The following is a 24,916-nucleotide window of genomic DNA, read 5'->3' as shown; positions in this document are numbered from 1 at the left end:
AACTACCGCAGGTCCGCTTCATCGGCGCGGACAGCCCACACCGCGAAACGCTCACTCTCGTCACGGTTCTTGACGAAGTTGCGCACTACGCGCTCGATGTAATCGCCGAGCTCGGTGCTGGTCACCTTGTGCTGACGCAGCTTGCGGCCGAAGCCGCTGTCGAGTCCGAGGCTGCCACCGAGGTGAACCTGGAACCCCTCGATCTGATTCCCCTCGCCATCGTCGACGAGCATGCCCTTGAAGCCGATATCCGCGATCTGCGAACGGCCGCAGGAGTTCGGGCAGCCATTGATATTGATGGTGATGGGAACATCGAGCTGGGCATTGATATCGGCCAGCCGCTGCTCGAGCTCCGGCGCCAGCACCTGCGACCGCTTGCGGGTCTCGGTGAAGGACAGCTTGCAGAACTCGATACCGCTGCACGCCAGCAGATTCCGCCGCCACTGTGACGGACGCCCGTGCAGGCCCAGCGGTTTCAGCTCCTCGATGAGCCATTCGACCTTGTCGTCGGGCACGTCGAGCACGATGAGCTTCTGGTACGGGGTGAACCGAATCCGGTCGGAGCCGATGGATTCCACGATGTCGGCGACCTTGCTCAGGATGGTGCCCGAGACCCGGCCGGCGATGGGGGAGAAGCCGACGGCATTGAGGCCGTTGCGCAGCTTCTGCACACCGATGTGGTCGATGGGACGCTCCGGCTTCGCGGGCGCGGGGCCGTCGATGAGCTTGCGCTTGAGGTACTCCGTCTCGAGCACCTCGCGGAACTTCTCGATGCCCCAATCCTTGACCAGGAACTTCAGCCGCGCCTTGGTGCGCAGGCGGCGGTACCCGTAATCGCGGAAGAGCGAGACCACGGCCTCCCACACATCCGGCACCTCGTCGAGCGGCACCCACGCGCCGACCCGTTGCGCCAGCATCGGATTGGTGGACAGGCCGCCGCCGACCCACAGGTCCAGGCCGGGGCCGTGCTCGGGATGCTCGACACCCACGAAGGCGATGTCATTGATCTCGTGCACCACATCCTGCTGGCCGGAGATGGCGGTCTTGAACTTGCGCGGCAGGTTGGAGTATTCCTTCTTGCCGATATAGCGCTCGACGATCTGGTCGATGGCCGGAGTCGGATCGAGCACCTCGCCGAACGATTCACCGGCGAGCGGTGAGCCGAGCACCACGCGCGGGCAGTCGCCGCACGCCTCGGTGGTCTGGAGGCCGACCGCTTCGAGCCGCCGCCAGATCTCCGGCACGTTCTCGATCTCGATCCAGTGGAACTGCACATTCTCGCGATCCGACAGATCGGCGGTATCGCGGCCGAACTCGGTGGAGATCTGCCCGAGCGTGCGCAACTGCTGTGCGCTCAGTGCGCCGGCGTCGCAGCGCACCCGCATCATGAAGTACCGGGCCTCGAGAATGTCGATGTTCTCATCGCCGGTGAAAGTGCCGTCGTAGCCCTGTTCACGCTGGGTGTACAGACCCCACCAGCGCATGCGGCCACGCAGATCGCCCTTGTCGATCGAGTCGAAACCCTGCTTCGAGTAGATGTTCTCGATGCGCGCGCGCACATTGAGCGGGTTGTCGTCCTTCTTGCTCTGCTCGTTCGCATTGAGCGGCTCGCGGTAGCCGAGCGCCCACTGCCCTTCCGAACGGCGCTGCACCGGCTTTCCGGTGCGCTCGCGGGGCGCGGTGGGCGCGTCCGAACGGGGGCGATCCGGACGCACGCGTCGTTCCGCTTCGGGCCGTTGCGGCCGGGCGGGACGAGCTGATCCGGAACTGTCGGCGTCGGTGCTCGACGTCATAGGGGTCGCTCCTGAAGGTCTTGCGGGCAGGCGAGAGGGGCTGACTCACGCCTCCGATATCAGCGAACCGGGGAGTTCGGCGTCGAAGAAGGACGTCGATCCGGGAAGAAGGGGGAGCTGATCTACCGGAGGCTTCCGGGCAGACAGCTCGCGCTGCAGACACGCTTGAAGTCGACGTGGCGCCGCGCCACGAGTCGCACTCCGAGTCCTGTCATGGAGCCTATTGTGCCACCTCAGACAGGCTGTTCCGACCGTCCGCCGATATTTTCCGGACTTTCAAGGGAAATCCCCTGGATACCACCCCCCATTTGTGACAGGTCTCATAGATCACGACCGAATCGATCTTGGACAGTTGACCGTCATCCCCTCGGGGGTTCCAAGATAGCGAGAGACCGGTACTCCTCGCGGGCTCGGGAGGGTGTCCGAGGCGCGTGGGGTGTGACCCGCGCGACGGGTCACACTGGTGGGGTGACTTCTGCCCCGACCTCCGCCGCCGCGACCGTTCCGGCCGGTGACGATTCGCTCGTTCCCGTACTGAGCGACTTCGGGGGCGGGGCATTCGGGATCTACATCCATGTGCCGTTCTGTGCGACGAGATGTGGGTACTGCGATTTCAATACCTATACGGCGGGGGAGTTGGGGACTTCCGCGTCGCCGCAGTCGTGGTTCGAGGCGCTGCGCGGGGAATTGGCCACTGCAGCAGCGCGATTCGATGCGTTTCCGACTGCTACGCCGCCGGTGGAGACCATTTTTGTGGGTGGGGGTACGCCGTCGCTGCTCGGTGGGGACGGGTTGGCGAATGTCATGGGTGCGGTGCGGGACAACTTTGTGGTGGCCGGTGATGCGGAGGTGACGACCGAGTCGAATCCGGAGTCGACGTCGCCGGAGTTCTTCGAGCGGCTGCTCGAGGGGGGGTTCACGCGGGTTTCACTGGGGATGCAGTCGGCGGCGGCGCATGTGCTGAAGGTGCTCGATCGCACGCATACGCCGGGGCGGGCGGTCGCGGCCGCGCGGGAGGCGCGGGCGGCGGGGTTCGAGCATGTGAATTTGGATCTGATCTATGGGACTCCGGGGGAGCGGGACGGGGATCTGGATGCCAGTCTGGATGCGGTGCTCGCGGCGGGGGTCGATCATGTCTCCGCGTATTCGCTGATCGTCGAGGACGGCACCGCGCTGGCGCGGCGGGTGCGGCGCGGGGAGCTGCCCGCGCCGGACGACGATGTGCTGGCCGCCCGCTACGAGCGCATCGATGCGCGGCTGCAGGCGGCGGGGCTGGCCTGGTACGAGGTCTCCAACTGGGCCGCGAACGACGGTGCGCGCTGCCGGCACAACCTCGGGTACTGGGACGGCGGTGACTGGCTCGGCGCCGGGCCGGGTGCGCACAGTCATATCGGCGGGGTGCGCTGGTGGAACGTGAAACACCCTGCGCGCTATGCGGATCGGGTCGCCGACGGCGGATTGCCCGCCGCGGGGTGGGAGGCGCTCACCGATGAAGAGCGCTACACCGAGCGCGTCATGCTCACCGCTCGGCTGCGCACCGGCCTGCCGCTCGGCGACCTGGATTCCGATGGTCGTGCGGCCGCGGAGCGGGTGGTCGCCGACGGTCTGGCGCTGCGGCAGGACGGGCGCCTGGTCCTGACCGATCGCGGGCGGCTGCTGGCCGATGCGGTGGTGCGCACGCTGCTCACCTGAGCGCGTTCGGTAATCCCCCACGGGTGCCGGGGTGCGGGGTTACGCTGCTGTTCATCGCTATGTTCGACGAGGATATTGTTCCATTTCGGGTCGAGATCTCGCAGGATCGACTGCGGGATCTCCGCCGACGGTTGAGCGAAACCCGCTGGCCCGCACAGGTTCCCGGCGTCGGCTGGGCGCGCGGCGTACCGGTAGAATATCTGCGGGAACTGGCGCACTATTGGGCGCAGCGATTCGACTGGCTCGCCTGGGAGAAACGGCTCAATTCCTATCCGCAGTACACGACGGTGATCGACGGCACCCGAATTCATTTCCTGCACATCAGATCTCACCGCTCCGGCGCCACCCCGCTGCTCATGCTGCACGGCTGGCCGAGTTCGGTGCTGGAGTTCCTCGAGGTGATCGAACCGCTCACCGATCCCGAGGACGGCGGTCCCGCTTTCGATCTCATCATTCCCTCGCATCCGAACTTCGGATTCTCCGGTCCCGCACCGGATCCGGGCTGGGACAGCCCGCGCATCGCGCTCGCCTACGCGGAACTCATGCGCCGCCTGGGCTATCCGCGCTACGGCGTGCAGGGCGGCGACTTCGGTGCGTTCATCGGCCCCGATCTGGGCCGCCTCGATGCCGAGCGGGTGATCGGCGTGCACGTCAATGCCGCCACCTGGGGCTTCATCCCGCACGGCCCCCTGCCCGCGGACGCCGCCGCGACCCTCACCGAGCCGGAGCGCGAAAAGCTCACGCTCATAGGCGAATTCCTCTCCGACGGCGGCGGCTACTACCAGATCCAGGGCACCCGCCCGCATACCCTCGCCTTCGCCCTCAACGATTCCCCGGCCGGGCAGCTGGCCTGGATCGTGGAGAAGTTCCACGCCTGGACCGGCGCCGCGGGAACGCTCGAGGATCGGCTGGATCGCGATCACATGCTGGCCGGAATCTCGATCTACTGGTTCACCGAGACCGGCGGCTCGTCGGCGCAGCTGTACTACGAATCCCTGCACTCCCCGAATCAGCCCACGCACTCGCCGGTTCCGACCGCGGTCGCCAATTTCGCCGGCGATATGGCCATCCGCCGCTTCGCCGAACAGCTCAATACCATCGTCCGCTGGACCGAGTTCGACACCGGCGGCCACTTCGCCGCCATGCAGACCCCCGATCTGCTGACCGCCGATATCCGCTCCTTCTTCACAGATCTGCTCGCCTGACACCGCTGCTCCCTGAACCAGACCTCCTCGTCCCGCACCCGACCGGCGGCGTACAGGCAATTTGCGAACGGCCAACTAAACTGGCGGGAACATCCGGGAATTCCTGCGAATATGCCCCACAGGCCTGCGCGGCGGAACCCGACGGCGAGCGAGGAGGTGGGGCCGATGGCGACCACGGAGCAGCGACGGCTCGAAGTCCTGCGGGCGATCGTCGCGGACTACATATCGACCAAGGAGCCGATAGGCTCCAAAACCCTGGTGGAACGGCACAATCTGGGTGTCTCCAGCGCGACTGTGCGCAATGACATGGCCGTGCTCGAGGCCGAGGGCTATATCGCCCAGCCGCACACCAGTTCCGGTCGTATCCCCACCGATAAGGGCTACCGGCAGTTCGTCGATCACATCTCCGAGGTCAAGCCGCTCTCCAATGCCGAGCGCCGCGCGATCATGGAGTTCCTGGAGAGCGGCGTCGATCTCGACGATGTCCTGCGCCGGGGTGTGCGCCTGCTCGCACAGCTGACCCGCCAGGTCGCCATGGTGCAGTACCCGACCGTGTCGGCTTCGACGGTCCGGCACATCGAGGTGGTCGCGCTCAATCCCGCCCGTCTGCTGCTCGTGGTCATCACCGACAGCGGCCGCGTCGATCAGCGCCTGGTCGATCTGGGCAATGTCATCGGCGAAGAGGATCTGGCCGCTCTGCGCGGCATGCTCGGCAAGGCCATGGAGGGCAAGCGGCTGTCCGCCGCCTCCGCCTCGGTGGCCGAACTGCCCGAACATTCGCCCGCGCGGCTGCGGGACGTCCTCGTGCGGGTGTCCACACTGCTCGTGGAGACCCTTGTCGAGCACCCCGAGGAGCGACTGGTGCTCGGCGGTACGGCGAACCTCACACGCAATGCCGGCGACTTCGCCGGGAACGGATTTCCGGGCTCGCTACGCGTGGTGCTCGAGGCCCTCGAAGAGCAGGTGATCGTGCTGAAGTTGCTGGCAGCGGCCCAGCAGCCGGGTACGGTCACCGTGCAGATCGGTGAGGAGACCAAGGTCGAACAGATGCGCGGAACGGCGGTGGTGTCCACCGGATACGGGATGCCCGGTACCGTTCTGGGAGGTATGGGGGTGCTGGGCCCGACCCGCATGGACTATCCGGGGACCATCGCCTCGGTAGCGGCCGTGGCCCGGTATATCGGTGAGGTGCTCGCCGAACGGTGAGCAAGCGGAGAGACGAAACGGACTAGAGAGCACAAGTGGCACGGGACTATTACGCACTGCTCGGCGTCGCACGCAACGCGACCGACCAGGAGATCAAGCGCGCCTATCGAAAGCTGGCGCGTGAACTGCATCCCGACGTCAACCCGGAACCGGAGGCGCAGGAGCGGTTCCGCGAGGTGTCGACCGCCTACGAGGTGCTGACCGACGCGGAGAAGCGGCGCATCGTCGACCTCGGCGGTGACCCCATGGAGTCCGGCGGCGGTGGCGGCGGTTTCTCCGGCGCCGGTTTCGGCGGCCTCGGCGACGTGTTCGAGGCCTTCTTCGGCGGGATGAACACCTCCAACCCGCGCAAACCACGCGGCCGGGTGCAGCCGGGAGCGGATTCGCTGCTGCGCACCCGCCTCTCGCTGCAGGAGTGCGCGGTCGGTGTCACCAAGCACCTGACCGTGGACACCGCCATCATCTGCGATGTGTGCGTGGGCGCGGGCACCAATGGCAACTCCAAGCCCGTTCGCTGTGAAACCTGCGGCGGCGCGGGTGAAGTGCAGACGGTGCAGCGCTCCTTCCTCGGCCAGGTCATGACCTCGCGGCCGTGCCCCACCTGCCGCGGCGCGGGCGAGACCATTCCCGATCCCTGCCGCAAGTGCGGTGGCGACGGCCGCGTGCGCGCCCGCCGCGAGATCGCCGCGCCGATTCCGGCCGGTGTCGCGAGCGGTATGCGGGTGCGCCTGGCCGCACAGGGTGAGGTCGGCCCCGGCGGCGGTCCCGCCGGCGACCTCTACGTGGAGATCGTGGAGCAGCCGCACGACACCTTCGTGCGCGACAGTGACGATCTGCACTGCACCATCCGGGTTCCCGTGGTGGATGCGGCGCTGGGCACCACGGTCGTCATCGACACCATCCTCGACGGCCCGGTCGAGCTCACCATCCCGGCCGGCACCCAGCCGGGCGAGGTCTCGGTGCTGCGCGGCCACGGTATGCCCAAGCTGCGCGCCAATTCGCGCGGAGATCTGATCTCGCACCTCGATATCGTGGTGCCGACCAAGATGGACTCCAAGCAGTCCGATCTCATGCGCAAGTACAAGGCCATGCGCCCGAACGAGCGCACCGAGGTGCTCTCGACCCAGTCCGAGCACAACAGCGGGTTGTTCGCGCGGCTGCGAGCATCCTTCAGCGGACGCTGATCCGTTGGCCGCCACCGTCTTCTACCTCGACGAGGTTCCCGAGCCGGGTGCCACCGCCGTCCTCGACGGCCCGGAGGGTCGCCATGCCGCGACCGTCCGGCGCATCCGGGTCGGCGAGCCGATCACGCTCTCGGACGGGCACGGGATTCTCGCCGATTCGGAAGTGATTGCGGCCCAGAAGGATCGCCTCGAACTGAAGGTCCTCGATCGCCGGGTCGCAGCCCCGGCGACCCCGCAGGTGACCGTGGTGCAGGCGCTGCCGAAGTCCGACCGCTCCGAACTCGCGGTCGAACTCATGACCGAGGCCGGGGCCGACGCCATCGTTCCGTGGCAGGCTTCGCGCTGTGTCTCCAACTGGGAGAACAAGGCGCACAAGGCCGTCGAGAAATGGCGTGCCACCGCGAAATCGGCCGCCCGGCAGTCCCGCCGCGCATATATCCCCGATGTGGCGGATCTGCACAGCACCCGCGATCTGGTGGCGCTGGTACGAGAAGCCAAGTCCGGCGGCGCAATTGTCGCCGCCCTGCACGAATCCGGAGCGGGACGCTTCACCGAGCTGTCCTTCGAGGACGTGGCCGAGGTTGTGCTCATTGTCGGCCCCGAAGGCGGCCTCGATGATGCCGAACTGAAGGCGCTGGCCGAGGCGGGCGCGGATATCGTGCTGCTCGGCCCGACCGTCCTGCGCACCTCCACCGCCGCAGCCGTCGCTCTCGGCGCTCTCGGCGCACTGACCCCGCGCTGGTAGTGGGCACTGCCTCCCACTGGTAGTGGCCACTGTTCCCGCGCTGGTAGCAGGCACCGACCCCGCGCTGGCAGGTAGTGGCTTCAAGCGGATGGCGATACCTCGTGTCCGTTGGCCCGGTTCGCTGAACTCGTTCAGGCGCGCGCTGTTTCGCCTGCGCCGGCCGCGCGGGACCGAACGACGAGCACTCCCACGAGCCCGGCCGCGAGTACGAGCAGAACCGCCACGTACGCGGTGAGTCCGGTCCAGCCGTAGCGGCCGTAGGCGATCCCGCCCGCCCCTCCGGCAATCGAACTCCCGAGGTAGTAGGCGAACAGGTACAGGGCCGAAGCTGCTGCGCGATTGCCGGTGGCCGCACTGCCGACCCAGCCACTGGCTACCGCGTGAATGGCGAAAAACCCTGCGGTGCACAGCAGTACGCCGAGCAGAATGATCGGCAGCGAATCAGGCAGGGTGAGCGACAGCCCGGCGCCCATGGCGAGAATCGATATCCCGAGCACCCGGGACCGCCCGTGCCGATCGGTCAACCGGCCCGCCGCGGCGGCGGTGACGGTGCCCGCCAGATACAGCACGAACACCAAACCCACTGTGGCGGCGGATAATCCGAACGGATCACGCGTCAGCCGATACCCGAGGAAGTTGTAGACCGAGACGAAGCCGCCCATCATGACGAACGCGAGGGCGAACAGCGGCAGCAGCGTGCGATCCCGCAGGTGCCCCGCGAAATCGGCGATGAGCGTGCGGATATCGAGCGGCCGGGCGCTGAATCGGCGCGACGGCGGCAGCATTCGCACGAATATCCCCGCGCAGAGCGCCGCCGCCACCGCGACGGTGGCCTGACCCCAGCGCCACGACCCCACTTCGAGGGTGAAGGCCGGGATGAGCCGCCCGGCCAGCCCGCCCACCGTGGTGCCCGCGACGTAGACGCCCATGGCCGCGCCCAGCCCGGCCGCGCCGATCTCCTCGGCCAGATATGCCATCGCCACCGCGGGCACCCCGGCCAGCGCGACTCCCTGCACCGCCCGCCCGGCCAGCAGCACTCCCAGCGAGGGACTGAAGGGCAGCAGCAGCCCGATCACACTGGCGGCCACCGCCGAGCCGATCATCATCCGAGTCCGGCCGAATCGGTTCGACAGCACGCTCATCGGCAAGATCGTGACCGCCAGCAGTCCGGTGGTCAGCGATACCGCCAGGGCCGCGCGCGCCGGTGTCGCACCGAATGCCGCCGACAGACTCGGCAGTAGCGCCTGTGCGCTGTACATCGAGGCGAAGGTGGTCAGCCCGGCGGCGAAGAGCGCGACCGTGATCCGGCGTTCGTGCGCAGCGGTGTCGACGGGGGCGAGAGCGGCCGCGGTGGTCATATGCCGAGCATGGGCGCGCGGTGCTTCGAAAGGAAATGCATAATGATTGCAGAACTGATGCGTCGGCGGTATTAGTGGAGGTATCGGCGCGGAGCCGACCGCGGCGAGTGACGATCAACATGGTCAAGCCCGGGCCGCCCAACCGAGGTGCGGACGGTTTCGGGGTTATCGGAGGGGGTGCCGCGGTGGCGAGTGATGATCTGCACTGGTTTCTCACGCTCGCCGAGCTCGAACGCGTCGGAGCCGCCGCCGAGCGCCTGCATCTGACGCAGCCGACGCTCTCCCGCATGCTGGCCCGCCTGGAACGCCGCCTCGGCGTCCTGCTCTTCGACCGGCACGGAAAACGCCTGACCCTCAACGAGTTCGGCCGTGTCTACTATGAGCACGCCCGCCGCGCCCAGGCCGAACTCGATGCCGCCGCAGGCGAACTCGCCGATCTGTCCAATCCCGCCGGGGGTGTGGTGCGCCTGGCCTTCCAGCATTCCCTGGGTGCGCGGGTGGTGCCCGAACTCATCGCGGGTTTTCGCCGCCTCTCCGGGCGCATCACCTTCACGCTGAACCAGGACGCCGCCGATGTGGTGACCGCCGCGGTCCTGGACGGCACCGCCGATCTCGGGCTGGTGTCTCCGAGACCGTCCGCGGCCGGGGTGGGCTGGCGGCCGCTGCTGCGGCAGCGCCTGGCGCTCGCCGTGCCGCCCGACCATCGCCTCGCGACCCGGCGGCAGGTACGCCTCGCGGAGGTCGCGGACGCCGAATTCATCGCCATGCACCCGGGATTCGGCATGCGCCGGGTTCTCGACGAGCTTTGTGCCGCAGCCGATTTCCGCCCCCGCATCGGTTTCGAATGCAGCAATCTGGACACCATCGCGGGCCTGGTCGCAGTGGGTCTCGGAGTGTCGATTCTGCCGCTGGAGTACCCGCCGATGGGCGGCCCGCAACCGGATCCCGCGCTGATCCCGCTCGCCGATCCGGAGCCGATGCGCGAGGTCGGCCTGGTCTGGTCGACCGCCGCGACGCCCTCCGAGGCGGTGCGCCGGTTCCGGGATTTCACCTTCGACTGGGCCCGGGTACGGCCCGGAATCGAATAACGCCCAGGCCGCGAGGGCGCGACGGTCTCGTGTCACCGCAGCTGGTAGCGATCTATTCACTGGGCGGTGTCGGTGGTCGGCGGTAAACTTCCCTCAAAGAGGTAGTGCTCGAGACCGGGAAGCAGGCCATAGCGACTTTTGAGAACACCAGGCGAAATCGGCGACCAGAGTACCCCTACTGCCGGCATCGGTGTCGGCGACAATGGGTCCGGACCGGCGGGCCGGACCGTTCGTTCCAGCATCGAATTGGAACCGGAGTCGGTATTCGGCTTCCTGGGTTCGGCCGATGAGAACCTGCGTGAACTCGAGCGGCTGCTCGACGCCGACATCCACGTGCGCGGCAACTCCGTCACACTCACCGGCAGACCTGCCGATATCGCCCTCGCGGAACGTGTCATCGCCCAGTTGGTGGCGCTGACGGCCCGCAACAAGGTGGTCACGCCGGAAGCCGTGCGGCACACGTATTCCATGCTCACCGAGGGTTCCTCGGACTCCCCGGCGGAGGTGCTGAGCCTGGACATCCTGTCCCGGCGTGGTAAGACCATCCGCCCGAAGACGTTGAACCAGAAGCACTATGTCGATGCCATCGACAAGCACACCATCGTGTTCGGCGTCGGCCCGGCCGGTACCGGTAAGACGTACCTCGCGATGGCCAAGGCCGTGCAGGCCTTGCAGGCCAAGCAGGTCAGCCGCATCATTCTGACGCGGCCGGCGGTCGAGGCGGGTGAGCGGCTGGGCTTCCTGCCCGGCACGCTGAACGACAAGATCGACCCGTATCTGCGCCCGCTCTACGACGCCCTGCACGACATGATGGATCCCGAGGCCATTCCGAAGCTGATGGCCGCGGGTGTCATCGAGGTCGCGCCGCTGGCGTACATGCGCGGTCGTTCGCTCAATGACGCGTTCATCATTCTCGACGAGGCGCAGAACACCACCGCCGAGCAGATGAAGATGTTCCTCACCCGCTTGGGCTTCGGCTCCAAAATGGTGGTGACCGGCGATGTCAGTCAGGTGGACCTACCCACCGGTGCCCGCTCCGGGCTCCGGGCGGCCACCGAGATCCTCACCGATGTCGACGATATTGCGATCTCCTACCTGACCAGCAGTGATGTGGTTCGTCACCGACTGGTCGGAGAGATCGTCGATGCCTACGACCGCTATGAGAACGACTCCCGCCCGCAGGTCGCCCACTATCCGGGCAACCGGGCGCAGCGGCGTGCAGCGAGCCGGGAGGGGCGTCACTGAGCTCGGCCGATAGGCTGAGCGGGTGAGTATCGAGATCGCCAACGAATCGGGTATCGAAGTATCCGAAGAGGAACTGATCAGCGTCGCGCGGTTCGCGATCGGTCAGATGGATGTGCATTCGGCCGCCGAGCTGTCGATGGTGCTGGTCGATCTCGACACCATGGCAGACCTGCACATGCGCTGGATGGACCTGCCGGGTCCGACCGATGTCATGTCCTTTCCCATGGACGAGCTGGAGCCCGGCGGGCGTCCCGACGCCGCCGAGCCCGGCCCGTCCATGCTCGGGGATATCGTGCTGTGCCCCGAATTCGCGGCGCAGCAGGCCGAGAAGGCCGGCCATGCCATGGGCCACGAACTCGCCCTGCTGACCGTGCACGGCGTCCTCCACCTGCTCGGCTACGACCATGCCGAGCCGGAGGAGGAGAAGGAAATGTTCGCGCTGCAGGCCTCGCTGCTCGAAGGCTGGTACGAGAGCCTGCGCGAGGCGCAGCACCGCGCCGAGCTCGCCGAACGTGATGCACAGCGTGATGCGCAACTGCTGGGGAAGACCGGATTCACCGCACCCGGTGATCCACTGGATCCCGCGTGAATTCGTTCGTCCTCTTACTGCTGGCGATAATCTTGGTGCCCGCCGGCGGTTCGTTCGCCGCGCTGGATTCGGCGTTGAATACGATTTCCCCTGCGCGGGTGGACGATCTGGTCCGGGCCGATCGGACGGGTGCGGCGCGCTTGGCCCGCATCATCGCCGATCGGCCGCGCTATGTGAATCTCATGGTGCTGCTGCGCGTGCTGTGCGAGATCACCTCGACGGTGCTGCTGGCGGCGGTGCTCATGGATTGGCTGCCCGAGGTGACGGCGCTGGTGGTGACCGCGGCGGTCATGGTGCTGGTGGACTATCTGGTCATCGGTGTCGGGCCGCGCACGCTGGGCCGCCAGCACGCGTATTCGCTGGCGCTGGGCGCCTCACTGCCGCTGCAGGCCATCGGCACGCTGCTCGGCCCGATCAGCCGTCTGCTGATTCTGGTCGGTAATGCGATCACTCCCGGTAGGGGATTTCGCAACGGCCCCTTCGCTTCCGAGATCGAGCTGCGTGAGGTCGTTGATCTCGCCGGTGAGCGCGGGGTGGTGGATGCCGAGGAGCGCCGCATGATCCAGTCGGTGTTCGAACTCGGCGAGACGGCCGCTCGCGCGGTCATGGTGCCGCGCACCGAGATGGTGTGGATCGAGGCGGACAAGACTGCGGCACAGGCGATGTCGCTGGCGGTGCGGTCCGGTCATTCGCGCATTCCGGTGGTGGGGGAGAACGTCGACGACATTCTCGGTGTCGTATATCTGAAAGACCTTGTCCCGTATGCGGATCGGGCCAAGAAGGTGCATGTGCGCGAGGTCATGCGCCCGGCGATCTTCGTGCCGGACTCCAAGCCGCTGGATGCGCTGCTCGATGAAATGCAGCGCGTCCGCAACCATATGGCGGTGCTGGTGGACGAGTACGGCGGCATTGCCGGGCTGGTCACCATCGAGGATGTGCTGGAGGAGATCGTCGGCGAGATCGCCGATGAGTACGACACCGATGAGACCGCGCCGGTCGAGGAGATCGGGCACGGGAAATACCGTGTCTCGGCGCGACTTCCGGTCGAAGACCTCGGTGATCTGTTCGGCCTGGAGATCGACGACGAAGATGTCGACACCGTCGGCGGCCTGCTCGCGCACGCGCTGGGCCGCGTGCCGCTGCCGGGTTCCAAGGCCGTGATCCACGGATTGCAATTGCGCGGTGAGGGCGGCTCGGACGCGCGCGGCCGGGTGCGGGTGCACACGGTCGTGGTGCGGCGGGCCCCGGAGAAGACCAAAAACGAAGCGGCCGAAGGTAAGCCGGACGGCGCACTGGAAGATGGAGAGACCGATGACTGATCTGGATGCCGAGGACAACAAGCTGTTGGTCCTCGCGCGCGGCGCGATGGGCCGCACCGGCGGCAGCGCGGGCGCGGCGGTGCGCGATACCGATGGGCGCACCTACGCCGCCGGTGAGGTGGGTCTGGCGAGTCTGAGGCTGACCGCCCTGCAGGCGGCGGTGGCGGCCGCGATCTCCAGTGGCGCAGAGGGTTTCGAGGCCGCGGTGGTGGTGGCGGGCCGGTTCTCCGACCCCGGTGTCCCCGCGGTGCGCGAGGTGTCGGCGGCGGCGCGGATCGTTTTCACCGATGCCAAGGGCGCGGTATTCGAGGTAGTGGAGGGGCCGGTCGAAAGCGATCCGGCAACGCGGCCCGGAATCCCCGAGGGCTTCGATCTGGAATCCGAGTCGGAGGTATTCGAGTGAGCAGCAGTAAAGACGTATTCCGTTCGGGCTTCGTATGTTTCGTGGGACGGCCGAATACCGGCAAGTCCACGCTGACCAATGCGATGGTGGGTCAGAAGATCGCCATCACCTCCTCGCGCCCGCAGACCACCCGGCACACCATTCGCGGCATTGTGCACCGCGAGCACGCGCAGCTCATTCTGGTGGACACCCCCGGTCTGCACCGGCCGCGCACGCTGCTCGGGCAGCGGCTCAACGATCTGGTGCGTGATACGTACACCGAGGTCGATGTGATCGCGCTGTGCATTCCGGCGGACGAGAAGATCGGCCCCGGCGACCGCTGGATCGTGGAGCAGATCCGCCTGATGGCGCCCAAGACCAAGCTCATGGGCGTGCTCACCAAGATCGACAAGGTGAGCCGGGATCAGCTCGCGGCCAAGCTCATCGCGCTCTCCGAACTGCTCGGCCCGGCCTCGGAAATCGTGCCGGTCTCGGCGGTCAAGGGTGAGCAGGTCGAGGTTCTGGTCGACGTCATCGCCTCGCAGATGGCCGAGGGCCCGGCCTTCTACCCCGACGGTGATCTCACCGACGAGCCCGAGGAAACCCTCATGGCCGAGCTCATTCGCGAAGCCGCGCTCGAGGGCCTGGACAACGAACTCCCGCACTCCCTCGCGGTCGTGATCGAGGATGTGCTCGAGCGTGAGGAGAACGAGGACACCGACACCGACGGCACCCGCACCCACGAGGGCATGCTCGACGTGCACGCCCTGCTCTACGTGGAACGCCCCAGCCAGAAGGCCATCATCATCGGCCGCGGCGGCGCCCGCCTCAAGGAGATCGGCACCAACGCCCGCCTGCAGATCGAAAAGATCCTCGGCACCCGCATCTTCCTGCACCTGCACGTCAAGGTCGCCAAGGACTGGCAGCGCGACCCCAAGCAGCTCGGCAAGCTCGGCTTCTAGCTCCGCGGGAGGTCCGGAACCCCTCCGGAACCTCCGCTACCCCCGGGGAGTCCCCGTCATCCCGGCATGCCTCCGTCACCCCCCCGGGGAAGTCCCGTCATCCCGGCATGCTTTCGGCCGGGATCCACCCAACTCGGCTGAGCCGCATCGGGTCTGGATCCCGGCCAAAAGCGCGCCGGGATGACGGGGTGACTCACGCGACGGGTTACTTCATACGGCGGGGCATCGCACGCGGCCAAGTGATCCAACGGGGCGCAAACAGGGCGATTGTTCGCATAGCGCCCGGCTGGCAAGCCCAGCTCAGGGAGGTCGCCGACCAGGCCGAGCGCCGCTGCCTCGACCAGCACAACCCGCGGTGATCGCGTGGGTCAGGCGGCGGGGGTCCACCAGGGCGTCGGGCGGTGCTTGTGCCACTCGAGTTCGGCTTCGAGTTGGGCTGCGACGGAGACGAGTAGGGGTTCGGAGTTGGCGGGGCCCATGAGTTGGGCTCCGACCGGGAGGCCGGTGGCGGTGAAGCCCGCGGGGACGTTGACCGAGGGCCAGCCGAGGACGTTCCAGGGCCAGGTGTAGGGGCAGGCGGTGGTGATGAGCTGATCCGTGGCCCAGGAGCTGATGTTGTCGATGTCGTGGACGCCGGGCGGCGGGGTGGCGGTGGTGGGGGCCAGGACTACGTCGTAGTCGTTGAAGAAGCGGCCGATTCGCTTGCGCAGCAAGGGTTCTGCACGGCGGGCGGCGAAGAGCGCGGGGGAGAGGATACGGCCGGTGAGCGCATTGTGTGTGGTGCGCGGGTCGACCTCGGCTCCGGGCATGCGGTTCAGGACCTCGCGGATGCCGACCATGGAGCGGGGCAGGAAGGTCGCGCCGAGCAGCACGCCGTAGTGCAGATCGGCGATGGTGACCTCGTGGCCGAGGCGGCGCAGGGCATCGGCGGTCGCGTGCACCCGCGCCTGCACCTCGCGATCGAGTTCGGTCTTGATGGCGGTGAACGGAGTTCGCAGCGAGAGCGCGATGCGCAGCCGTCCCGGATCACGGCCGACCGCCTCGGAGACGCGCACGGCGGGCGGCGTATGCAGATCGCCCTGATGCGGTCCGGCGGCGACGTCCAGCAGCAGCGCGGCATCGGCGACAGTGCGCGCCAGCGGCCCGTTCACGGTGAGCCCGTAGAACGCCTCGGGCAGCGGCCAGGTGGAAATGCGCCCGCGCTGCGGTTTGATGCCCACCAGATTGTTCCAGGCCGCGGGTATGCGCACGGAGCCCGCACCGTCGGAACCCAGTGCGGCAGGCACCAATCCGGCCGCGACGGCCGCCGCGGAACCGCCGGACGAGCCGCCCGGCGTGTGCTCGGCGCTCCACGGATTCCTGGTGTGCCCGAAGGCCTCCGCACTGGTGAACGGCAGCTGCCCCAGCTCGCAGGTATTGGTCTTGCCGACGATCACCGCACCGGCAACGCGCAGTCGCCGAACCGATTCGGCGTCTTCGGTTTTCACCGGGAAGTCGCCGCCGCATCCGAAAGCCGTTGGGCTACCGGCGATATCGGTATCGTCCTTGATGGCCAGCGGCACTCCGAGCAGCGGCGCGCGCTCCCCGGCGGCGAGCCGGCGGTCGGCGTCGGCGGCTTCGATCAGCGCCTGTTCGCGCCGCACGATCCGAAATGCGTTGAGCCCGGCCTGACTTGCGTCGATCACATCGAGCGCGGCGGTCGTCGCCGCTACCGAGGTGATCTTCCCCTGTGTCAATGCTGCCGCCAGTTGCGCCAGCCCGAGTTCGTTTACCGCCGCCGTCGTCATGCTGAGTCCCGTCTCCCTGCCGTTCGCTGGGAAACGTAGCGCGATTCTGGTCACACGTCCAGCGAGGCACTGTCCGAAGGCGCCGGGCCTTCACGCAGGCAGGAGGACCCGCTCGAGTTCGAGCAGTCGCTGCTTGCGTTCGAGTCCGCCGGAATAGCCGGTGAGCGCGCCGCCCGCCGCGATCACCCGATGGCAGGGCCGCACCACGAGCAGCGGATTCGCGCCGATCGCCGCCGCAACAGCGCGGGTGCGCTCCCGCGGCGCTCCGATCCGCGCGGTGATCTCACCGTACGTCGCGGTGGCGCCGTACGGGATCTCGTCCAGCGCCCGCCACACCCGCTGCTGGAAATCGGTTCCGCTGGAGGCGAATTCGATATCGAAGCGGGTCTCCGCGCCGGCGAAGTAGGCCCGCAGCTGGACGATGACCGGAACGAATGCGCAGGCGTCCTCGGTCCACTCGGGCCGCACGGTGACTCCGCCCCGCTGTCCCGGCACCGACAGTGCGGTCAGGGCGATACCGCCGGGCGCGGTCGCCGAGCGCTCGCCGACCAGCAGCAGTTCGCCGAGCGGGCTGTCGATTGTCGCGTACACGGTCATGGCGTCTCTCCTCTCGATTGTCGTTCCGCTCTCGAATCTGCCCCAGCCGCCCGGACATGACCGGCGGTATTCGGACATGTCGCTGACCTCACGAACAGCGGATTCGACGACGCGAGCGATGCGGGCGCAATCGGTCGGGAGGGCGTGCGAGACTGTTGCGGTGCAGTTGTACAGAGACCATGCGGTAGTGGTTCGCCAGCACAAGCTGGGCGAGGCCGACCGTATTGTCACGCTGCTCACCCGCCAGCACGGTCTGGTGCGCGCGGTCGCCAAGGGCGTGCGCCGGACCAGGTCCAAATTCGGTGCGCGGCTGGAACCCTTCGCCTATATCGACGTGCAGCTGCACCCCGGCCGCAATCTCGATGTCGTCACCCAGGTGCACACCGTGGAGGCCTTCGCCTCCGATATCGTCGCCGATTACGGCCGCTACACCACCGCCTGCGCGGTGCTGGAAACCGCGGAACGCCTCGCCGGTGAGGAGCGCGCCCCCGCGCCCCGCCTGCACACCCTCACCGCCGGCGCCCTGCGCGCCATCGCCCTCGGCCATCGCCCCCACGAGCTGATCCTGGACGCATTTCTCTTGCGCGCCATGGGTTTCTCCGGCTGGCCCCCCTCTCTCGACGAATGCGCCCGCTGCGCCACCCCCGGTCCGCACCGGGCGTTCCATGTCGCCGCCGGCGGCGCGGTCTGCGTGCACTGCCGTCCACCCGGCTCCGCCACCCCCATGGTCGGCGTCCTGGAGCATATGAGCGCCCTCAATCGCGGCGATTGGTCCGGCGTACAAGCGATTCCGGACAATATGCGCCGCCAGGCCAGCGGTCTCATCGCCGCCCACCTGCAGTGGCACCTGGAACGCCAACTCCGCACCCTGCCGTTGATCGAGCGCACCCGCCCCCATGAAGCGGTCGAATCCGCCGCCGTCAGCTGAATCCGGTATTTCTTCCAAGCTTGTCTGCGAGTTGGCCGGTTTTTCGGTTTCGCCCTGAGAGTCTCGTTCAGTGATACTCGGGTGGACGTCAGGATCAGTGAGATTCGATACAGCGACTGTGAACATTAGCGAGCCTAAAGTTCAGTGCGTGTTGGTCTCCCATGCTCGACAGTCCTCCCGCAGTGCCCTTCGTCGCCTGCCGGTTCCCCTCGCCGCCTGTGCCCTCGCGGCCGTTGTGGCCGCCACTCCCGCGGCGGCCGATCCGGTACTGCCGAGTCTGCCCTTCGGCGGGCTGTCCTACACGGTCAAGGTTCAGCAGCCGGGGATCGCCGACGGGTACATCTACTACACCAGCGGTGTGAGCGCGGCGGCGCTGGTGCCCGGGCTGGGGACCATCGCGCAGGCGCTGCCGGGCGGGCAGCCGGCGAATGTGATCGCCGATCGCTCGGGCAGGGAGATCAAGCGATTCACTCCGCCTGCGGGACAGGATGTTTCGAACTTCCGCAGCCAGGTCTATCAGGGCCGGAAGGTGCTCACCTGGTGGCAGGGCAGCACCGTGGCCGGGCACGGGTCGGGTGTCGGCGTGATCGCGGATGAGAATTTCAATGTCATCACCACGGTGGATCCGGGCGGGGCGGGCGCGGATGTGCACGAATTCCGGCTGACCCCGGACGGCCGGGCCCTGCTGACCTCCTATCCGCAGGTGAACGCCGATCTCACGGCTATCGGCGGCCCCAAGGACGGCAAGATGTTCGACACCGTCGCCGTGGTGATGGACGTCGCGACGGGTAAGGAGATCTCGCACTGGAGTGCGGCCGAACATGTGCCGCTGGCCGATTCCGAGACGCCCGGCAAACTGGGCGGCGATGTGTACGACCCGTACCACATGAATTCCATCAGCCTCGATCCGTCGGGCAATCTGGTTGTCTCACTGCGTAATACGGCGGCGGTCTACGATATCGACCCGCACACCGGCACGATCCGCTGGCAGCTCGGCGGCAAGAATCCGACCCTCACCGCGAGCCCGGATATCGAATTCGCCTTCCAGCACGACGCCGAGTTCAGCGACGCCTCCACCCTGCGGCTGTTCAACAACAACTCCGACGGCCTGGAGTCGCGCGGTCCCTCCAGCGTCGAGTGGATCCACATCGATCCGGTCGCCAAGCAGGCCACCCTGGTCCGCAATCAGCAGCATCCCGAGAAGCTGACGACCTTCGCCATGGGTAATGCCCAAGCCCTCCCGAACGGCAATACCCTGGTCAGCTGGGGCATGGTCCCGCGCATCTCGGAATTCAGCCCCTCGGGAGACCTCGTCTACGACGCCTCCCTGCCCTTCGGCTCCTACCGCGCCTACCTCGACACCTGGCCGGTCTCCTGACCCGAGCGATCACACAGAAGTCCCTCGCTGATCTCGCAGAGTCCTTCACTACCGAACAGCGCCGATGACGACTGTTCGGTAGTGACACGGGCTGTGCGGTCGGCCCCAACCGGGCTGATTTGTGGAGATGCTGCGCGAATTCCGTGGGCGTGGTCGAGCGGTGGGGAGCGTCGGGCAGGATGGGGGGCGTGATCGGTACTCGCAAGCCTTCCGCAGCCCAGCGCACGGTGCGTCCGCCCTCGCCGCATCCCTCCGGCGCCACGCCGCCGGAGATTCCCCTGGAGTTCGTGCCCAGGCATGTGGCCCTGGTGATGGACGGCAACGGCCGCTGGGCGCAGGAGCAGGGTCTGCCGCGCACCGCGGGGCACGAGCGCGGCGAGGCGGTCCTCATGGACACCGTCGAGGGTTGTATCGAGATCGGTGTGAAGTGGCTGTCGGCGTACGCCTTCTCCACCGAGAACTGGCGGCGCAGCCCGGATGAGGTCAAGTTCCTCATGGGGTTCAATCGCGATGTGATCCGCCGCCGTCGCGACGAGATGCACGAGATGGGTGTGCGGGTGCGCTGGGCGGGGCGGCGACCGCGCCTGTGGCGCAGCGTGATCAAGGAGCTCGAGGTCGCCGAAGAGCTCACCCAGGACAATACGGTGATGACCCTGACCATGTGCGTCAACTACGGCGGCCGTGCCGAGATCGCTGATGCCGCAAGGGAAATCGCGCGCCGGGTGGCACGGGGCGAGATCGATCCGGAGAAGGTGAACGAGGCGACGGTGGCCCGTTACCTGGACGAGCCGGATATGCCGGATGTGGATCTGTTCCTGCGCCCGTCGGGTGAGTTCCGCACCTCGAACTTCCTCATGTGGCAGTCGGCGTACGCCGAATTCGTGTTCCAGGAAACACTTTTCCCCGATTTCGACCGCCGCAATCTCTGGGCCGCGTGCCTGGAGTACGCCAAGCGCGACCGCCGTTTCGGTGGCGCGAAGTGAGCGACGAACTGTCCCCGGCCGAGGACCTGCAGGCGCGCGCCGGTGTCGCACTGGCCCGCTACGAGGTGCACGTCCGCGTCGAGGAGGGCGGCGGCCTCGGTTTCGAATTCGACGGCTCGCTGTGCTCCCTGCGCGGCGTGAACCTGGCCCCCGGCCTGGACGTGCTGACCCTGACCTGTGTGCTGGCCTGGGATCGCCCGCTGAAACCGCAGTTGCACAAGCGAGTTGCCGAGCGCAATGCCGCCCTGCAGTTCGGCTCGATCACCATCGTCGGCCACGACAGGCTGGCCGACATCATCCTGCGCTACACCTTCCCGGCTGTCGGGTTGGAGGATGAGGCGCTCGCCACCATGCTGCTGCTGGTGCTCTCGGGCGCGGGCCGCGCCCGGCAGGGTTTGGTACTGCCCTGAATCCTGTTCAGTTGGGCGAGATTTCGGCGACGGCGCTGATCGGCCCGTAGGCGGGCAGCAGCTGTGCCACACCGCGGCTGAAGGATTCGGGATCGGTATCGCCCAGGATCAGGTGCTGCAGTATGAACCCGGGAAGCAGCCCGAGGAAGGCCTTTCCCACCGCATCGGTATCGGCATCGATCGGCAGCCAGCCGATATCGCGCATGCGAATGGCGTAGTCGATCCACAGCCGCCGGATACCGCTGATGCTGGTGCGGACATAGTCGCCGATATTGGCGTCGGTCAGGGCCAGCGCCCACGCCTGCGGAATGACGCGCACGGGCCCGCTCGCCCCACTGAGGCGGACGATGGTTTCGGTAATGGAGCGAACCAGTTCCGCCGGTGTGGGCAGCGGATCGCTGTAGACGGCTTCACTCAGAGCGGCGCGCAGATCGACGGTCGCCTCGCTGGTGAGGGCCGCGATGAGGTCGTCCTTGGATTTGAAGTAGCGGTACACCGCACCTGCGGAGAGGCCGGATTCGGCGAACACGTCCTGCATGGTGGTGGTGTGAATTCCCTTGCGGGCGAAGCACATTTGCGCGGCGTCGAGGATTTGCAGTCTGCGTCGTTCGAGGTGTTCTTCGCTGACTCTGGGCATGGACCCAAAACTAAAACGAATATCCGTTCGCAACAAGATGACAGCTCGATGTCCGGGTTGTCCCGAACCTCGGACATCGAGCGGTTTCGGGCGTCAGCTGTTGCGGCTGGAGCAGTTTCGGCAGGTGCCGAAAATCTCCATGGTGTGGCTGATATCGGTGAACCCGTGTTCGGCGGCGACGGAGTCCGCCCAGGCCTCGACGGTCGGGCCCTCGACCTCGACGGTGCTCCCGCAGCTGCGGCAGACCAGGTGGTGGTGATGCCCGGTGGAGCACTGCCGGTACACCGATTCGCCTGAGTCGGTACGCAATACGTCGACCAGCCCGGCCTCGGCCAGCGATTGCAGCGTGCGGTAGACGGTGGTCAGCCCGATGCCCTCGCCGCGGCGGCGCAGCTCATCGTGCAGTTCCTGGGCGGAGCGGAATTCGTCGATATCGGTGAGCAGGGCGGCGATGGCGCTGCGCTGGCGAGTGCTGCGGACACCGACCGTCTTCTCGGTTGTTCCCACGATCACCCTTCCTCGGCATGTGCGACGGCATCGATGACGATGTGCGCCAGATGCTCGTCGACCAGTTCGTAGATCACTTCGCGCCCGGTGCGTTCACCGCGCACCACGCCCGCGGACTTGAGGATCCGCAGATGCTGGCTGATCAGCGGCTGGGTCACGCCGAGCGTATCGACCAGCTCGTGCACGCAGCGCGGCGACTCCCGCAGCTGCAGCACGATGGCGATGCGCACCGGTGCGGCCAGCGCGCGCAGCAGCTCGCCGGCCGAGTCCAGGATGGTGCGCGAGGGCACGATCGGCGGCATGGGCGACCGGTACGGGTACGGGTCGTGCGGAATCGCGGCTGGTGCCTCGGTCGCGACGCGGGAGCGCCGCAGAGGGGCACCGCTGTCCGTGGTCATCGAACCAACTCCTTATTGGAAACCGATGCCATTCTTATATGCAAGCATATGCATGTCAAACGCGACGCGCTGACACGGGCGTGAGACCTGAATCCGGCGCGCGCGCGAGAGGGTGTGCGGGGCGCGGCCGGAGGGGTGGGAGTGGGCGTAAATTGGCTAGCCCGGTACCGATAGGCTTGAGGACGTCCCTTGTAGTTTTCCGGACCGGATGGAGATTTCTTCAGTGGCACCCAAGTCGAAGGTGGACACCGTCGCCAACCTCGCCAAGCGCCGGGGTCTCGTGTACCCGAGCGGTGAGATCTACGGCGGCACCAAATCGGCGTGGGATTACGGCCCGCTGGGAGTCGAGCTCAAGGAGAACATCAAGCGGCAGTGGTGGCGGTCGATGGTCACCAGCCGCGAGGATGTGGTCGGCCTCGACTCGTCGATCATCCTGCCCCGCCAGGTGTGGGTGGCCTCCGGTCACGTCGCGGTGTTCAACGATCCGCTGGTGGAATGCCTGAACTGCCATAAGCGGCATCGTCAGGATCACCTGCAGGAGGCGTACGCCGAGAAGCACAAGGGCATCGAGGATCCGGATTCGGTGTCCATGGAACTCATCGTGTGCCCCGACTGCGGCACCGTCGGCAAGTGGACCGAGCCGCGCGATTTCAACATGATGCTCAAGACCTACCTCGGCCCGGTCGAGACCGAAGACGGCATGCACTACCTGCGCCCGGAGACCGCGCAGGGCATCTTCGTCAATTACAAGAACGTCGAGACCACCGCGCGCAAGAAGCCGCCGTTCGGTATCGCCCAGATGGGCAAGAGCTTCCGCAACGAGATCTCCCCCGGCAACTTCATCTTCCGCACGCGCGAGTTCGAGCAGATGGAGATGGAGTTCTTCGTCAAGCCGGGCGAGGACGAGCAGTGGCACCAGTACTGGATCGATACGCGCCTGGCCTGGTACACGGATCTGGGCATCGATCCGGAGAACCTGCGGCTGTACGAGCACCCGAAGGAGAAGCTCTCGCACTACTCCACCCGCACGGTGGATATCGAGTACCGCTTCCGCTTCCAGGGCAGTGAGTGGGGCGAGCTCGAGGGTGTCGCCAACCGCACCGACTTCGACCTGAAGACCCACTCCGAGCATTCGGGGCAGGACCTGAGCTACTTCGATCAGACCACCGGCGAGCGCTACACGCCGTATGTGATCGAGCCGGCGGCCGGTCTTACCCGTTCGCTGATGGCCTTCCTGGTGGACGCCTATCACGTGGAGCAGGTTCCGACCGCCAAGGGCGGGCTGGAGGATCGCACCACGCTGCGCCTGGATCGTCGTCTGGCTCCGGTCAAGGCCGCGGTGCTGCCGCTCTCGCGCAATGCGGATCTTTCGCCGAAGGCCAAGGATCTCGCTACTCAGTTGCGTAAGAACTGGAATGTCGAGTTCGATGATGCCGGCGCCATCGGCCGCCGTTATCGCCGTCAGGACGAGGTCGGTACGCCGTTCTGCATCACGGTGGACTTCGATACGCTCGAGGATCACGCCGTCACCGTGCGTGAGCGTGATTCCATGGCGCAGGAGCGAATTGCTCTCGATCAAGTAGAGGGTTACCTGGCAGCACGCCTCATCGGCGCCTGACCCCAGACACTCCGAGAAGACCGGTCAATGCCTGACCGGTCTTTTCTTTATTCGGTTGCCCCTGAAAATTGGGGCGCTGATTAATAATTCAGGTATCGCACTACTCGTGTTAACGGCTCGGCATCGGTGCATATTTATATGTATGGGGCAACGGCGTCTGCCGCTGTGCTCGATCTGCCGAGGTGAGTCATGAGCGAGCGTGTAATCGGGCCCCGCTCGGGGCTGCAATGGGTCTCATTGGGGGATTCCGGATCATCTTGTCCTGCCGCCAGGTCTACAGTGGCGGCGTTTCGATCTTGGGCTGAATCCTTTCTGACCCAACCCAGCGAAGACCTGGGAAGAGACGGGCCCGTATGCCCGTATGTACGACCGTCCATGCGGCGGGACCTGCTGTGGCTCGCACAGGTCCCCGCCGCGGAGCCGCAGCCGCTATGGCTGCACGCCATTATCGAGGACGCACTCGAGGTTTATCCCGAATTGCCGACAGGGAACGGCAACTCCACATCGGTCTTGCGCGCGTTGATAACCGTGTTCCCGAATCTGACCGACTTGTCGCTGATCGACGAGATGCACGTGGAATTCAAGACCAGATTCGTCGAACGCGGTGCGATGCTCGGCCAATTCTACCCGGGATGTGATCAACCGGGCCTGTGGAACAAGGACTTTCGGCCTTTGGACGCGCCCATGCCTATGTTGGTCGTCCGATCCATGATGACAACAGATTTCCCATTCCTCTTGGACCGACCGGAATGGATGAATGCTTACGTGCGCAAGTTCGCACCTGGGCTGCCCGCACATGTGCGCGCAGTCATGGTGGGGCGGTTGACAGCTCGCCCCGACAACTGGGTTCCGGCTTATCGCGAACAGCCGCAAGACGCCCAGTCTCTTTCATGACGGAGTTCGAC

The 24,916-nt window shown here is 66.7% G+C and carries 25 protein-coding genes; 17 read left to right on the top strand and 8 right to left on the bottom strand.

Going from position 1 to position 24,916, the window contains the following annotated elements:
• Positions 1 to 2 precede the first annotated feature (2 nt).
• Together OG326_RS35320 and OG326_RS43105 are read right to left on the bottom strand one after the other, a co-directional pair.
• Positions 3 to 1,793: a nitrite/sulfite reductase gene (locus tag OG326_RS35320; protein WP_327141452.1), complete on the bottom strand. Its 1,791-nt coding sequence runs from the start codon at positions 1,791 to 1,793 to the stop codon at positions 3 to 5.
• A gap of 122 nt (positions 1,794 to 1,915) precedes the next feature.
• Positions 1,916 to 2,008, bottom strand: a complete 93-nt coding sequence (locus OG326_RS43105) for an Ms4527A family Cys-rich leader peptide (RefSeq protein ID WP_354835468.1) — start codon at positions 2,006 to 2,008, stop codon at positions 1,916 to 1,918.
• A 319-nt stretch (positions 2,009 to 2,327) separates the two neighbouring features.
• On the opposite strand from OG326_RS43105, the gene hemW reads away from it, so the two are divergent.
• The 5 genes from hemW to OG326_RS35295 all read left to right on the top strand — a co-directional run bounded on the left by hemW (position 2,328) and on the right by OG326_RS35295 (position 7,825).
• A complete protein-coding gene (gene hemW / locus OG326_RS35315; RefSeq protein WP_327146680.1) occupies positions 2,328 to 3,485 on the top strand; it encodes a radical SAM family heme chaperone HemW in 1,158 nt (385 codons plus the stop codon).
• A 59-nt stretch (positions 3,486 to 3,544) separates the two neighbouring features.
• On the top strand, positions 3,545 to 4,690 hold the full coding sequence (locus tag OG326_RS35310) for an epoxide hydrolase family protein (RefSeq protein ID WP_327141451.1): 1,146 nt from the start codon (positions 3,545 to 3,547) through the stop codon (positions 4,688 to 4,690).
• A gap of 165 nt (positions 4,691 to 4,855) precedes the next feature.
• On the top strand, positions 4,856 to 5,896 hold the full coding sequence (hrcA, locus tag OG326_RS35305; protein ID WP_327141450.1) for a heat-inducible transcriptional repressor HrcA: 1,041 nt from the start codon (positions 4,856 to 4,858) through the stop codon (positions 5,894 to 5,896).
• Positions 5,897 to 5,931: 35 nt separating this feature from the next.
• Complete coding sequence (gene dnaJ / locus OG326_RS35300; RefSeq protein ID WP_327141449.1) at positions 5,932 to 7,080, top strand: molecular chaperone DnaJ; 1,149 nt, start codon at positions 5,932 to 5,934, stop codon at positions 7,078 to 7,080.
• 4 nt (positions 7,081 to 7,084) lie between these two features.
• On the top strand, positions 7,085 to 7,825 hold the full coding sequence (locus OG326_RS35295; RefSeq protein ID WP_327141448.1) for a 16S rRNA (uracil(1498)-N(3))-methyltransferase: 741 nt from the start codon (positions 7,085 to 7,087) through the stop codon (positions 7,823 to 7,825).
• A gap of 131 nt (positions 7,826 to 7,956) precedes the next feature.
• On the opposite strand, the gene OG326_RS35290 is transcribed toward OG326_RS35295, so the two are convergent.
• Positions 7,957 to 9,183 carry an MFS transporter gene (locus OG326_RS35290; RefSeq protein ID WP_327141447.1) on the bottom strand — a complete coding sequence of 409 codons (1,227 nt, stop codon included), beginning with the start codon at positions 9,181 to 9,183 and terminating at the stop codon, positions 7,957 to 7,959.
• A 185-nt stretch (positions 9,184 to 9,368) separates the two neighbouring features.
• Between OG326_RS35290 and OG326_RS35285 the strand changes: the two genes are divergently transcribed.
• From OG326_RS35285 to era, 6 genes are all read left to right on the top strand, one after another.
• The gene (locus OG326_RS35285) at positions 9,369 to 10,271 is read left to right on the top strand and encodes a LysR family transcriptional regulator (RefSeq protein WP_327141446.1); all 903 of its coding nucleotides are present in this window, start codon (positions 9,369 to 9,371) and stop codon (positions 10,269 to 10,271) included.
• Positions 10,272 to 10,457: 186 nt separating this feature from the next.
• Positions 10,458 to 11,516: a PhoH family protein gene (locus OG326_RS35280; protein WP_327146679.1), complete on the top strand. Its 1,059-nt coding sequence runs from the start codon at positions 10,458 to 10,460 to the stop codon at positions 11,514 to 11,516.
• 22 nt (positions 11,517 to 11,538) lie between these two features.
• Positions 11,539 to 12,105: an rRNA maturation RNase YbeY gene (gene ybeY / locus OG326_RS35275; protein WP_327141445.1), complete on the top strand. Its 567-nt coding sequence runs from the start codon at positions 11,539 to 11,541 to the stop codon at positions 12,103 to 12,105.
• On the top strand, positions 12,102 to 13,424 hold the full coding sequence (locus tag OG326_RS35270; RefSeq protein WP_327141444.1) for a hemolysin family protein: 1,323 nt from the start codon (positions 12,102 to 12,104) through the stop codon (positions 13,422 to 13,424). The genes ybeY and OG326_RS35270 overlap by 4 nt, the downstream gene beginning before the upstream one ends.
• Complete coding sequence (locus tag OG326_RS35265; RefSeq protein ID WP_327141443.1) at positions 13,417 to 13,827, top strand: cytidine deaminase; 411 nt, start codon at positions 13,417 to 13,419, stop codon at positions 13,825 to 13,827. The genes OG326_RS35270 and OG326_RS35265 overlap by 8 nt, the downstream gene beginning before the upstream one ends.
• Positions 13,824 to 14,768, top strand: a complete 945-nt coding sequence (era, locus tag OG326_RS35260) for a GTPase Era (protein WP_327141442.1) — start codon at positions 13,824 to 13,826, stop codon at positions 14,766 to 14,768. Before OG326_RS35265 ends, era begins: the two co-directional genes overlap by 4 nt.
• A 368-nt stretch (positions 14,769 to 15,136) precedes the next feature.
• Here era and OG326_RS35255 read toward each other — a convergent pair whose 3' ends face one another.
• Positions 15,137 to 16,555 carry an amidase gene (locus tag OG326_RS35255; protein ID WP_327141441.1) on the bottom strand — a complete coding sequence of 473 codons (1,419 nt, stop codon included), beginning with the start codon at positions 16,553 to 16,555 and terminating at the stop codon, positions 15,137 to 15,139.
• Positions 16,556 to 16,645: 90 nt separating this feature from the next.
• Positions 16,646 to 17,152, bottom strand: a complete 507-nt coding sequence (locus OG326_RS35250) for a methylated-DNA--[protein]-cysteine S-methyltransferase (RefSeq protein WP_327141440.1) — start codon at positions 17,150 to 17,152, stop codon at positions 16,646 to 16,648.
• A gap of 160 nt (positions 17,153 to 17,312) precedes the next feature.
• Between OG326_RS35250 and recO the strand changes: the two genes are divergently transcribed.
• The 4 genes from recO to OG326_RS35230 all read left to right on the top strand — a co-directional run bounded on the left by recO (position 17,313) and on the right by OG326_RS35230 (position 20,851).
• Positions 17,313 to 18,080 carry a DNA repair protein RecO gene (recO, locus tag OG326_RS35245; protein WP_327141439.1) on the top strand — a complete coding sequence of 256 codons (768 nt, stop codon included), beginning with the start codon at positions 17,313 to 17,315 and terminating at the stop codon, positions 18,078 to 18,080.
• Positions 18,081 to 18,228: 148 nt separating this feature from the next.
• Positions 18,229 to 19,458 carry an arylsulfotransferase family protein gene (locus tag OG326_RS35240; protein WP_327141438.1) on the top strand — a complete coding sequence of 410 codons (1,230 nt, stop codon included), beginning with the start codon at positions 18,229 to 18,231 and terminating at the stop codon, positions 19,456 to 19,458.
• A gap of 179 nt (positions 19,459 to 19,637) precedes the next feature.
• Positions 19,638 to 20,441: an isoprenyl transferase gene (locus OG326_RS35235; protein WP_327141437.1), complete on the top strand. Its 804-nt coding sequence runs from the start codon at positions 19,638 to 19,640 to the stop codon at positions 20,439 to 20,441.
• Positions 20,438 to 20,851, top strand: a complete 414-nt coding sequence (locus OG326_RS35230) for a hypothetical protein (RefSeq protein WP_442790866.1) — start codon at positions 20,438 to 20,440, stop codon at positions 20,849 to 20,851. Before OG326_RS35235 ends, OG326_RS35230 begins: the two co-directional genes overlap by 4 nt.
• A gap of 7 nt (positions 20,852 to 20,858) precedes the next feature.
• Here OG326_RS35230 and OG326_RS35225 read toward each other — a convergent pair whose 3' ends face one another.
• The 3 genes from OG326_RS35225 to OG326_RS35215 form a co-directional block, all read right to left on the bottom strand.
• Positions 20,859 to 21,488: a TetR/AcrR family transcriptional regulator gene (locus OG326_RS35225; RefSeq protein WP_327141436.1), complete on the bottom strand. Its 630-nt coding sequence runs from the start codon at positions 21,486 to 21,488 to the stop codon at positions 20,859 to 20,861.
• 93 nt (positions 21,489 to 21,581) lie between these two features.
• Positions 21,582 to 21,995, bottom strand: a complete 414-nt coding sequence (locus tag OG326_RS35220) for a Fur family transcriptional regulator (protein ID WP_327141435.1) — start codon at positions 21,993 to 21,995, stop codon at positions 21,582 to 21,584.
• Between the two features lie 2 nt (positions 21,996 to 21,997).
• Complete coding sequence (locus OG326_RS35215; protein WP_297613800.1) at positions 21,998 to 22,297, bottom strand: ArsR/SmtB family transcription factor; 300 nt, start codon at positions 22,295 to 22,297, stop codon at positions 21,998 to 22,000.
• A 319-nt stretch (positions 22,298 to 22,616) separates the two neighbouring features.
• On the opposite strand from OG326_RS35215, the gene OG326_RS35210 reads away from it, so the two are divergent.
• Positions 22,617 to 24,011, top strand: a complete 1,395-nt coding sequence (locus tag OG326_RS35210) for a glycine--tRNA ligase (RefSeq protein WP_327141434.1) — start codon at positions 22,617 to 22,619, stop codon at positions 24,009 to 24,011.
• 189 nt (positions 24,012 to 24,200) lie between these two features.
• Positions 24,201 to 24,905 carry a DUF6875 domain-containing protein gene (locus tag OG326_RS35205; RefSeq protein WP_327141433.1) on the top strand — a complete coding sequence of 235 codons (705 nt, stop codon included), beginning with the start codon at positions 24,201 to 24,203 and terminating at the stop codon, positions 24,903 to 24,905.
• Positions 24,906 to 24,916: the final 11 nt, after the last annotated feature.

This window comes from Nocardia sp. NBC_01327, from assembly GCF_035958815.1.
Lineage (GTDB): Bacteria > Actinomycetota > Actinomycetes > Mycobacteriales > Mycobacteriaceae > Nocardia.
This window is presented reverse-complemented; position numbering and strand designations above follow the sequence as displayed.